Here is an 11,754-nt window from a genome sequence, read left to right as displayed (position 1 = left end):
TTTTAAAATTAATTTCAGGTGGAAGGGCTGTTCACGTTGGCCTGATAAGACGCGCCAGCGTCGCATCAGGCAGTCCATGCAGGATGCGGCGTAAACGCCTTATCCCGCATGGAACCCTAAAAACCTTAAGCGATGGTACGTTGGATCTCGATGATTTCAAATACTTCGATCACATCGCCAGTGCGGACGTCGTTGTAGTTCTTAACGCCGATACCACATTCCATACCGTTACGGACTTCGTTAACGTCATCTTTGAAGCGGCGCAGGGACTCCAGCTCGCCTTCGTAGATAACCACGTTGTCACGCAGAACGCGGATCGGGTTGTGACGTTTAACCACACCTTCGGTAACCATACAGCCTGCGATGGCACCAAATTTCGGTGATTTGAACACGTCACGAACTTCCGCCAGACCGATAATCTGCTGTTTCAGTTCCGGAGACAGCATACCGCTCATCGCCGCTTTCACTTCGTCAATCAGGTTATAGATGACGGAGTAGTAACGCAGATCCAGGCTTTCCGCTTCAATCACTTTACGTGCAGAGGCATCAGCACGTACGTTGAAGCCAACCAGGATGGCGTTGGACGCCGCAGCCAGGGTGGCGTCGGTTTCGGTGATACCCCCTACGCCAGAACCGATGATCTTCACTTTAACTTCGTCAGTAGACAGTTTCAGCAAGGAGTCGGAGATCGCTTCCACAGAACCCTGTACGTCTGCCTTCAGGACGATATTCACTTCGTGAACTTCGCCTTCGGTCATGTTGGCAAACATGTTCTCGAGTTTAGATTTTTGCTGACGCGCCAGTTTAACTTCGCGGAATTTACCCTGACGATAGAGTGCAACTTCACGCGCTTTCTTCTCGTCACGTACAACGGTAACTTCATCACCCGCAGCCGGAACGCCGGACAGGCCGAGGATTTCCACCGGAATGGACGGACCCGCTTCCAGCACTTCCTGACCCAGTTCGTTACGCATCGCACGAACACGACCGTATTCGAAGCCACACAGAACGATATCGCCCTTGTGCAGAGTACCTTCACGTACCAGAACGGTAGCAACCGGACCACGACCTTTATCGAGGAAGGATTCGATAACCGCACCGCTCGCCATACCTTTACGTACCGCTTTTAGCTCCAGAACTTCCGCCTGCAGCAGGATAGCGTCCAGCAGTTCATCGATACCGGTACCCGCTTTCGCAGATACGTGTACGAACTGGCTTTCACCGCCCCACTCTTCCGGCAGGATGCCATACTGGGAGAGTTCGTTCTTAACACGATCCGGATCGGCTTCTGGTTTATCGATCTTGTTCACTGCAACCACCACCGGTACCTGCGCCGCTTTCGCGTGCTGGATTGCTTCGATGGTCTGCGGCATCACGCCGTCGTCGGCAGCAACAACCAGGACTACGATGTCCGTTGCCTGCGCACCACGTGCACGCATTGAAGTAAACGCGGCGTGCCCCGGGGTGTCCAGGAAGGTGATCATGCCGTTTTCAGTTTCAACGTGGTATGCACCAATGTGCTGGGTAATGCCGCCCGCTTCGCCAGAGGCCACTTTCGTTGAACGAATGTAGTCCAGCAGAGAGGTTTTACCGTGGTCAACGTGACCCATGATGGTCACAACCGGCGCGCGCGGTTCAGCCGCAGCCCCCGTGTCACGGTCGCTCATTACCGCCTCTTCCAACTCGTTTTCACGACGCAGGATAACTTTGTGGCCCATCTCTTCAGCAACCAGCTGTGCGGTTTCCTGATCGATAACCTGGTTGATGGTTGCCATTGCGCCCAGTTTCATCATCGCTTTGATGACCTGAGAGCCTTTAACCGCCATCTTGTTCGCCAGTTCGCCAACGGTGATGGTTTCGCCGATCACAACGTCACGGTTAACGGCCTGAGCTGGCTTCTGGAAGCCTTGCTGCAGGGAAGAACCTTTACGTTTTCCGCCTTTACCGCCACGTACTGCTGCGCGTGCTTCTTCACGATCAGCTTTTGATTCAGCGTGTTTGTTGCCTTTCTTCGGACGCGCTGCTTTCGCGTTACGACCACGGCCACGGCCGCCTTCGACTTCACGATCGCTTTCGTCTTCTGCCTGGCGAGCATGTTGAGAAGTTGTGACATGATAATCGCTGGAATCTTCAGTCGGTTCCGCGTTATCAGTCCATTTGTTTTCTTCCGCCATACGACGTGCTTCTTCAGCAACGCGACGTGCTTCTTCTTCGAGTTTACGACGCGCTTCTTCTTCAGCTTTACGCTTGAGCTCTGCAGCTTCCTGCTCACGGCGGGCTTTTTCAGCCTGGGCGTTTTTAGTCATATCGTCTTGTTGATTGCTCACTTTGTCTTTTTCCGCAGCTTCACGTTTCGCTTGTTCAGCAGCTTCACGCTTAGCTTGTTCTGCGGCCTCACGTTCAGCTTTTTGTTGCGCCTCGCGTTTAGCCGATTCTTCTGCCTCACGACGGGCTTGCTCTTCCGCTTCACGCTGCGCTTGCTCTTCCGCTGCAAGGCGTTCAGCCTCTTGCGGATCGCGTTTCACAAAGGTGCGTTTCTTGCGGACTTCGATTTGTACCGATTTGCTTTTTCCACCGGTACCAGGAATGTTAAGGGTGCTGCGTGTTTTACGTTGCAGCGTCAATTTGTCCGGGCCTGAATTTTTCTGATTCAGGTGGTCAATCAAAGTCTGTTTCTCTTGTGCAGACACAGAGTCGTCAGCAGACTTCCGGATACCTGCATCAGCAAATTGCTGTACCAGGCGTTCCACGGAGGTCTGTCGCTCTGCGGCCAGCGTTTTAATCGTTACATCTGTCATGCTGTTCCTTCCTGCTACAGTTTATTACGCTTCGTCACCGAACCAGCAAATATTACGGGCAGCCATAATCAGTGCTCCGGCTTTTTCGTCGGTCAACCCTTCGATATCAGCCAGATCATCAATGCCCTGTTCGGCGAGATCTTCCAGCGTACAAACGCCACGGGCGGCCAGTTTGAATGCCAAATCACGATCTACCCCTTCAAGGTTCAGCAGATCGTCAGCCGGTTTGTTATCACCGAGGCTTTCTTCCTGGGCCTGTGCAATGGTGGCCAGTGCATTTTTAGCACGCTCGCGCAGTGCTTCAACGGTCGGCTCATCAAGGCCTTCGATTTCCAACAGCTCTTTCATCGGCACATAGGCCAGTTCTTCCAGCGTCGAGAAACCTTCTTCTACCAGAACAGTCGCGAAGTCTTCGTCGATGTCGAGATATTTGGTGAAGGTGTCGATCGCTGCGTGCGCTTCCGCCTGATGCTTAGCCTGCAGGTCGTCAACGGTCATTACGTTGAGTTCCCAACCGCTCAGCTGCGAAGCCAGACGCACGTTCTGACCGTTACGGCCAATCGCCTGCGCCAGGTTACCGGCTTCAACGGCGATATCCATGGTGTGTTTATCTTCATCCACCACGATAGAAGCAACGTCTGCCGGTGCCATTGCGTTAATCACAAACTGCGCCGGGTTATCATCCCACAGGACGATATCGATACGCTCGCCGCCCAGTTCAGTAGAAACCGCCTGAACACGCGCGCCACGCATACCTACACAGGCACCTACCGGATCGATACGTTTATCGTTGGTTTTCACCGCGATTTTCGCACGAGAACCCGGATCGCGAGCCGCTGCTTTAATTTCAATCACTTCTTCGCCGATTTCTGGCACTTCAATACGGAACAGTTCGATCAGCATTTCCGGCTTGGAACGAGTGACGAACAGTTGCGCGCCACGCGCTTCCGGGCGAACGGAATAGAGCACGCCACGAACGCGGTCGCCAGGGCGGAAGTTTTCACGCGGCAGCATATCTTCGCGCAGGATCACGGCTTCAGCATTGTTGCCGAGATCCAAAGAGATGTTGTCGCGGTTTACTTTTTTCACCACGCCGGTGATGATTTCACCTTCGTGTTCACGGAACTGATCAACCACCATCGCACGTTCGGCTTCACGCACTTTCTGCACGATAACCTGTTTTGCCGTCTGGGTAGTGATACGGTCAAAGGTAACAGACTCAATCTGATCTTCAACGTAATCGCCCAGGTTCAGGCTTTCATCTTCATAACGTGCGGCTTCAAGGGTGATTTCCTTGGTCGGCTGGGTGACTTCATCAACAACTAACCAGCGACGGAAGGTGTCAAAATCACCGCTTTTGCGATCGATCTGTACGCGGACGTCGATCTCTTGTTCATATTTTTTCTTTGTTGCTGTCGCCAGCGCGCTTTCCAATGCTTCGAAAATCTTCTCGCGAGGTAGCGCCTTTTCATTGGATACGGCTTCAACTACAGCCAAAATTTCTTTGTTCATCGCGGGCTTTTCACCTCATCCAGACTATTAAAAGTGGGGAACCAGGTTCGCCTTCTGGATATTACTCAGCGCGAACACTTCATCTTTACCTTCGACGGTAACTGTGATCATTTCACCGTCTACCGCTTTGATAACGCCCTGCCATTTACGACGGTTTTGTACCGCCATACGGAGAACCAGAGTCACCTCTTCTCCGACAAAACGGGCGTAGTGTTCAGCCGTGAACAGTGGGCGATCGAGACCCGGTGAGGAGACTTCCAGGTTATAAGCAACGGTGATGGGATCTTCAACATCCAGCACAGCACTTACCTGGTGGCTCACATCAGCACAATCATCAACATTGATGCCATCTTCACTATCAATATAGATGCGCAGTGTGGATGTGCGACCGCGAATAAATTCGATGCCAACCAGTTCAAAACCCAGGGCCTCAACTGGCGCAGTAATCATCTCTGTTAATTTTTGCTCTAATGTGGACAAGCCCACCCCCAAGACATAAAAAAAGGGCTTAAAGCCCAGTTATTCTGTAGTCAGATAACAAAAAACCCCGATAAATCGGGGCTTTATATAACTGAACCCTATAACCGCAACTGCGGTCTGGAGCACTTTCCAGAAGGATTTTTTCAAATCCCACTACGAAGGCCGAAGTCTTCACAGTATATTTGAAAAAGGACTCTAAGGGAAAGTGGTTGCGGGGGCCGGATTTGAACCGACGACCTTCGGGTTATGAGCCCGACGAGCTACCAGGCTGCTCCACCCCGCGCCTGAAACGTGGCAAATTCTACTCGTTTTGGGTAAAAGATGCAAATACTGCTGGGATTTGGTGTACCGAGACGGGACGTAAAATCTGCAGGCATTATAGTGATCCATGCCACATTTTGTCAACGTTTATTGCTAATCACGTGAATGAATATCCAATTCACTTTCATTTGTTGAATACTTTTGCCTTCTCCTGCTCTCCCTTAAGCGCATTATTTTACAAAAAACACACTAAACTCTTCCTGTCTCCGATAAAAGATGATTAAATGAAAACTCATTTATTTTGCATAAAAATTCAGTGAGAGCGGAAATCCAGGCTCATCATCAGTTAATTAAGCAGGGTGTTATTTTATGACGACGATTCTCAAGCATCTCCCGGTAGGTCAACGTATTGGTATCGCTTTTTCTGGCGGTCTGGACACCAGTGCCGCACTGCTGTGGATGCGACAAAAGGGAGCGGTTCCTTATGCATATACTGCAAACCTGGGCCAGCCAGACGAAGAGGATTATGATGCGATCCCTCGTCGTGCCATGGAATACGGCGCGGAGAACGCACGTCTGATCGACTGCCGCAAACAACTGGTGGCCGAAGGTATTGCCGCTATTCAGTGTGGCGCATTTCATAACACCACCGGCGGCCTGACCTATTTCAACACGACGCCGCTGGGCCGCGCCGTGACTGGTACCATGCTGGTTGCTGCGATGAAAGAAGATGGCGTGAATATCTGGGGTGACGGTAGCACCTATAAAGGAAACGATATCGAACGTTTCTATCGTTATGGTCTGCTGACCAATGCTGAACTGCAGATTTACAAACCGTGGCTTGATACTGACTTTATTGATGAACTGGGCGGCCGTCATGAGATGTCTGAATTTATGATTGCCTGCGGTTTCGACTACAAAATGTCTGTCGAAAAAGCCTACTCCACAGACTCCAACATGCTTGGTGCAACGCATGAAGCGAAGGATCTGGAATACCTCAACTCCAGCGTCAAAATCGTCAACCCGATTATGGGCGTGAAATTCTGGGATGAGAGCGTGAAGATCCCGGCAGAAGAAGTCACAGTACGCTTTGAGCAAGGTCATCCGGTGGCGCTGAACGGTAAAACCTTTAGCGACGACGTAGAAATGATGCTGGAAGCTAACCGCATCGGCGGTCGTCACGGCCTGGGCATGAGCGACCAGATTGAAAACCGTATCATCGAAGCGAAAAGCCGTGGTATTTACGAAGCTCCGGGGATGGCACTGCTGCACATTGCGTATGAACGTCTGTTGACCGGTATTCACAACGAAGACACCATTGAGCAGTATCACGCGCATGGTCGTCAGTTGGGCCGTCTGCTGTATCAGGGGCGTTGGTTTGACTCCCAGGCGCTGATGCTGCGTGACTCTCTGCAACGCTGGGTTGCCAGCCAGATCACTGGTGAAGTTACCCTGGAGCTGCGCCGTGGGAACGATTATTCAATCCTGAATACCGTCTCAGAGAACCTGACCTACAAGCCAGAGCGTCTGACGATGGAAAAAGGCGACTCGGTGTTCTCGCCAGATGATCGTATTGGTCAATTGACCATGCGCAACCTGGATATCACCGATACCCGCGAGAAACTTTTCGGTTATGCCAAAACTGGCCTGCTCTCCTCCTCTGCCACTTCAGGCGTGCCGCAGGTGGAGAATCTGGAAAATAAAGGCCAGTAATTCGACATCAACCCTGCCCTTCAGGGGTGGGGTTACCTTGCTTATCCTCTGTAAACTCCTTTCTGAGCATCACATAATCGAAAACATCATGGTTTGCATCCACAACCCGTGAGTCTCCTTTATAGTGTGCAATCACTTCCTCCAGCGTTTGCGGCTGTTCCGGCTTTGTTACCCCCATCCACGCATTAATAAGGTAATTATTGTACGCAGTGGAAAAGATATCGTTTTCTGTTGTGCGATCCACGCCATCCCCAAGAACGGGGCTATACCAGATAAACATCGGGACATGATATGCCTGCTGGCTGGCCTCCCTGCCTCCATGAAAATAGACGTTCTTCTTCGTAGGGTCGCGTTCCAGGCCGTGGTCGGCAAAATACATGACCGAGGCGCGGCGATCTTTTAATAATTCAAAAACCTGACCTAGCAAACTGTCTGTGTAATGAATGGAGTTGTCATAGCAGGCATCCTGATCGTCCTGCGGTTGAAACACGGCGCTGGATTGCGGATAGGCGCTACAAGCCGGTTCATGGCTTCCATTTAAATGAAGAACAATCAGTTTCTTTTGCTGCGTCTTTTGCTGTAACGCTTGCGATAAATGCGGCAACAACAATTCATCAAATCCTCTGACATAGACTGTTTCCATGGCGCGCATGGCGATACTGGTAACTGCTGTACCATTCTGCCGAAAAGCGGATTGCGAGCTTAGCCAGAAAGTCTGAAATCCTGCTTGATTAGCCATATTAATAATGTTGTCGGGGTAATTATGAATGTCATGACTCAAAACAGAATCAGCAGTTAAAGAAAGGGGAACCGACAGCGCAGTGTAAGGTGCGCCGCTTATTGCTTGATTAAACAGTTTGATCTGTTTTCTTTGTGCTTCAACTTGCGGTGTCGTAGAGCGTGTATATCCATACAAAGACATATTGTCGACACGTACAGACTCCCCCACAATCAACACGTAGGTATCAATACCTGTATCCCTGACTGATAATTGAAAATACGGCACCGTGTTTGCAATTGAGAGTAATCTTTGATGCTCTTTCGCTGCTAAAGCAAAATAGTTGAGATTAAAAAACGGCGTATAGGTAGCAAATCGCGACGCTAGTATATATGGACTGAACGCTTTTTTATTTTTTGCATCTTTATAAGCAAATTGACAAGCGGAAAATAAACTGCCCGAAATGACAATCAGCAATAATATTCCTGTCACTTTTTTTGTCGGCAAGGAAACATCATATTTTATTATTACTGCCAAAAAAAGAAGGGATAAAAAAGCAAAAGCACATAGATAAGGGATATACATCCCCAGCATTTTGACAACTTCATCCGGATCACTCTGCAGCACACTAATCGCAAATCCATCATTGAAAGTTGTACCAAAGGTACACCATGAATAGAGGCTAATACTCATGTCTGCCGCAGTCAGTAACACAAATGGTGCGGCAACAAGCAGGCGAAGCGGAAGGGATGATATACGTTTAACAACCAGGATGGTCAGGACGAAGAACAGCAATCGCTGAACCATATGCGCTCCGGAAGAGGCGACTAAGTTCGTAATACCAAAAACAATAACACAAAGATACAACAACCAATGAGATTTAAAACTTCTAGCAAATTTGTTGAATACTGTCATCCAGAAATCCAAGTTCACAACCAATATAAACAATTATCAACAATGTTCAATTTTATATCAGACATGTTTTTCAACTCTGATCCATATCAGACCGAAACACTGTTAGTTTTTTCTTTTTAAATGATGCGGCCATTGTTCTCAGTAATTAAATAACATTATCAATGCGTCTCTAAACATTACGCAGAACGTAGCCATCAGTAGTTATACTGACAGGAGCAGGATGGTTTATCGAGAAGTAAACATATCCGTATTCGTACCGGAACTGGAGTTGACACAATAAAGTGCCAATTATGTCAGCAGTAGGGAAAAGTTTATAACTAAGGCGTACCGGCACCATCGTTTCAAAGTACCAGCTACGAGTAAAGCAACTGGACGAGATACAGATACCTGACAACCATTCCTCAGACCAGGACCAAAACGAAAAAAGACGCTTTTCAGCGTCTCTTTTCTGGAATTTGGTACCGAGGACGGGACTTGAACCCGTAAGCCCTATTGGGCACTACCACCTCAAGGTAGCGTGTCTACCAATTCCACCACCTCGGCACGGATACTACTTTTTAGTTCGGGATATCGCTGGTCGGCTTAGCCGGAGCAGCTGGCTGAGTTTGTTCGGTTTTCGCCGGCGCACTCAGGTTTTCCCATTCGCTACCTTTATTGGTTTTATTGCTATTGATGTTACCCAGCACCAGACTGATGATGAAGAATAACGTTGCCAGCAGCGCCGTCATGCGGGTCATGAAGTTACCAGAACCACTTGAACCAAACAGCGTAGCGGAAGCGCCTGCTCCGAAGGAGGCTCCCATATCAGCGCCTTTACCTTGCTGCAGCATGATCAGACCAACAAGGCCAATTGCCACAATAAGGAAAACTACTAAAAGAGCTTCGTACATAATCAACCTGTTCCTTGCGGAGTTGCCGCGTACCAATGCTTCAACCAATAAAGCGGGAGTTTTTAATCTTTCCCACTGAAGCGGGTGTGAATACTAACCAAAGCGAATGACCTTCGCAAGGGCAATTTTATCGCATTGTATCAACTGCGGAAAAAAACAGCAAAACCGATGTGTTCGCTGAGAAAAAAGGCGACAATCGCCGCCTTTTTAGCCAGTTATCTAACGCTTTAAACGGCTTTTACTGCATCGGCGATGCGGTGTGCAAATTCAGTCACCTGCGCTTCGTCTTCGCCTTCCACCATCACGCGAATTAACGGTTCGGTGCCGGATTTACGCAGCAACACGCGTCCACGGTTGCCCAGCGCAGCTTCAACCTCTGCGGTCACGGCTTTAACTGACTCATGCTCAAGTGGATCGCCGCTACCTGCGGTGTAACGTACGTTAACCAGAATCTGCGGGAACATTTTCATGCCGCTGCAAAGGTCGTGCAGGCTCATATGGTTACGTGCCATCGCCGCCAGCACCTGCAAGCCAGCAACGATGCCGTCACCGGTAGTAGTTTTATCCAGTAGGATCACATGACCGGAATTCTCTGCACCGATACGCCAGCCTTTCTCCTGCATTTTTTCCAGTACGTAGCGGTCACCCACTTTCGCGCGCGCAAATGGAATTCCTAACTGTTTCAGCGCCAGTTCAAGCCCCATGTTGCTCATCAATGTACCCACAGCGCCACCACGCAGCTGGCCCTGACGAAGACCTTCACGCGCGATGATATACATGATCTGATCGCCATCGACTTTATTGCCTTCATGGTCGACCATAATCACGCGATCGCCATCGCCGTCGAAGGCAATACCGAGATCCGCTTTTTCAGCCAGCACACGAGCCTGGAGCGCGCGAACGTCGGTAGCCCCCACTTCGGCATTGATGTTTACACCGTTTGGCTCACAACCGATAGCGATAACGTTCGCCCCCAGTTCGCGCAGCACGTTCGGCGCGATGTGATAAGTCGCACCGTTTGCACAATCCACCACAATCTTCAGTTCACTGAGGCTAAGTTCGTTCGGGAACGTGGCTTTGCAAAACTCGATATAGCGACCCGTGGCATCAACGATACGGCTGGCTTTACCCAGTTCTGCCGAATCAACGCAGCTGATCTCCTTTTCCATTTCCGCTTCGATGGCCTCTTCTACCGCATCCGGCAGTTTGGTGCCGTCGATAGAGAAGAATTTAATCCCATTATCGTAGAACGGGTTATGCGATGCAGATATCACAATTCCGGCCTCTGCGCGGAAGGTACGCGTCAGATAAGCCACGGCCGGTGTTGGCATCGGGCCAGTGAAGAGTGCGGAAAGGCCCGCTGCCGCCAGACCCGCTTCCAGTGCTGACTCCAGCATATAGCCAGAAATACGCGTGTCTTTACCAATAATAATCTTACGGGAGCCGTGGCGCGCCAGCACTTTACCCGCGGCCCAACCCAGCTTAAGCACAAAATCAGGTGTGATCGGCGCATCCCCTACACGACCACGAATCCCATCGGTACCGAAATATTTACGATTACTCATAGCGTTTGTTTTCCTTTGCAGACAGAGTGGCTTCCACCACCCGCATCGCTTCTACGGTTTCTTTGACGTCATGAACACGAATGATGTGCGCGCCTTGCATTGCGGCAATGACCGCACAGGCCAGACTACCGCTCAGGCGCTCGGACGGCCCCACGTTCAGCAGCTGCCCAATCATCGATTTTCGTGACATACCCACCAACAGCGGCAGGTTGAAATGGTGAAATTCAGCCAGGCGCGCCAGTAATGAATAGTTATGGGAGAGATTTTTACCGAAACCGAATCCGGGGTCGAGCAACAATTTCTCTTTTGCGATACCCGCCTGCTCGCAACGTGCTATTTGCTCAATAAAGTAGCGATTCACTTCTGCAAAGACATCGTCATACTTCGGAGCTTCCTGCATGGTTTTTGGATTTCCCTGCATATGCATCAGACAAACCGGTAAACCGGTTTCTGCAGCCGCCTCCAGAGCGCCAGGTTCGGAAAGGGAGCGGATATCATTAATAATGTGAGCGCCAACTTTCGCTGACTCACGGATGACTTCTGGTTTGGATGTATCGACCGAGATCCAGACTTCGAAGCGTTGAGCAATTGCCTCAACCACAGGAATAACACGTTGCAACTCTTCTTCAACGCTAACTTCCGCCGCCCCTGGGCGCGTGGACTCGCCACCAACGTCAATGATCGTCGCGCCAGCATTGATCATCAGATTCGCATGTTTCACCGCATCTATCAGCGAGTTATGCGTGCCACCATCCGAAAAGGAATCAGGCGTGACGTTGAGGATCCCCATTACGTGAGGATGGCTAAGGTCCAGTGAAGTACCCTGGGCAAAGAGTTTCATGATGTTATCCCTGGTATGAATTGATAAGAAAAAACCCCGGAGCACGCCCCGGGGTTTTCGG

Annotated in this window: 8 protein-coding genes and 2 tRNA genes; 1 reads left to right on the top strand and 9 read right to left on the bottom strand. The window is 50.2% G+C overall.

Annotated elements, in window-relative coordinates; translation table 11 throughout:
• Positions 1-125 precede the first annotated feature (125 nt).
• From infB to HGD79_RS18655, 4 genes are all read right to left on the bottom strand, one after another.
• Positions 126-2,798, bottom strand: coding sequence for a translation initiation factor IF-2 (infB, locus tag HGD79_RS18670; protein ID WP_000133044.1), 2,673 nt, complete (start codon positions 2,796-2,798; stop codon positions 126-128).
• 24 nt (positions 2,799-2,822) lie between these two features.
• Positions 2,823-4,310, bottom strand: coding sequence for a transcription termination factor NusA (gene nusA, locus HGD79_RS18665; RefSeq protein ID WP_001031057.1), 1,488 nt, complete (start codon positions 4,308-4,310; stop codon positions 2,823-2,825).
• Positions 4,311-4,337: 27 nt separating this feature from the next.
• Complete coding sequence (gene rimP / locus HGD79_RS18660; protein WP_001300397.1) at positions 4,338-4,790, bottom strand: ribosome maturation factor RimP; 453 nt, start codon at positions 4,788-4,790, stop codon at positions 4,338-4,340.
• A gap of 206 nt (positions 4,791-4,996) precedes the next feature.
• Positions 4,997-5,073, bottom strand: a tRNA-Met gene (locus HGD79_RS18655).
• 347 nt (positions 5,074-5,420) lie between these two features.
• Here HGD79_RS18655 and argG point away from each other — a divergent pair.
• The gene (gene argG / locus HGD79_RS18650; protein WP_000207683.1) at positions 5,421-6,764 is read left to right on the top strand and encodes an argininosuccinate synthase; all 1,344 of its coding nucleotides are present in this window, start codon (positions 5,421-5,423) and stop codon (positions 6,762-6,764) included.
• 7 nt (positions 6,765-6,771) lie between these two features.
• On the opposite strand, the gene HGD79_RS18645 is transcribed toward argG, so the two are convergent.
• The 5 genes from HGD79_RS18645 to folP form a co-directional block, all read right to left on the bottom strand.
• Positions 6,772-8,397: a phosphoethanolamine transferase gene (locus HGD79_RS18645; protein ID WP_001399811.1), complete on the bottom strand. Its 1,626-nt coding sequence runs from the start codon at positions 8,395-8,397 to the stop codon at positions 6,772-6,774.
• 456 nt (positions 8,398-8,853) lie between these two features.
• Positions 8,854-8,940 (bottom strand) — tRNA-Leu (locus tag HGD79_RS18640).
• 14 nt (positions 8,941-8,954) lie between these two features.
• Positions 8,955-9,287 (bottom strand): preprotein translocase subunit SecG, encoded by a 333-nt coding sequence (secG, locus tag HGD79_RS18635; RefSeq protein WP_001295556.1) that lies wholly within the window; start codon positions 9,285-9,287, stop codon positions 8,955-8,957.
• 227 nt (positions 9,288-9,514) lie between these two features.
• Positions 9,515-10,852, bottom strand: a complete 1,338-nt coding sequence (glmM, locus tag HGD79_RS18630; RefSeq protein WP_139496493.1) for a phosphoglucosamine mutase — start codon at positions 10,850-10,852, stop codon at positions 9,515-9,517.
• Complete coding sequence (folP, locus tag HGD79_RS18625) at positions 10,845-11,693, bottom strand: dihydropteroate synthase (protein ID WP_000764731.1); 849 nt, start codon at positions 11,691-11,693, stop codon at positions 10,845-10,847. Before folP ends, glmM begins: the two co-directional genes overlap by 8 nt.
• Positions 11,694-11,754 lie beyond the last annotated feature (61 nt).

The sequence above is a fragment of the Escherichia sp. SCLE84 genome, from assembly GCF_012584495.1.
GTDB lineage: Bacteria > Pseudomonadota > Gammaproteobacteria > Enterobacterales > Enterobacteriaceae > ECMA0423.
The sequence above is the reverse complement of the archived record's forward strand: the minus strand, read 5'-3'. Positions and strand labels throughout refer to the sequence as shown.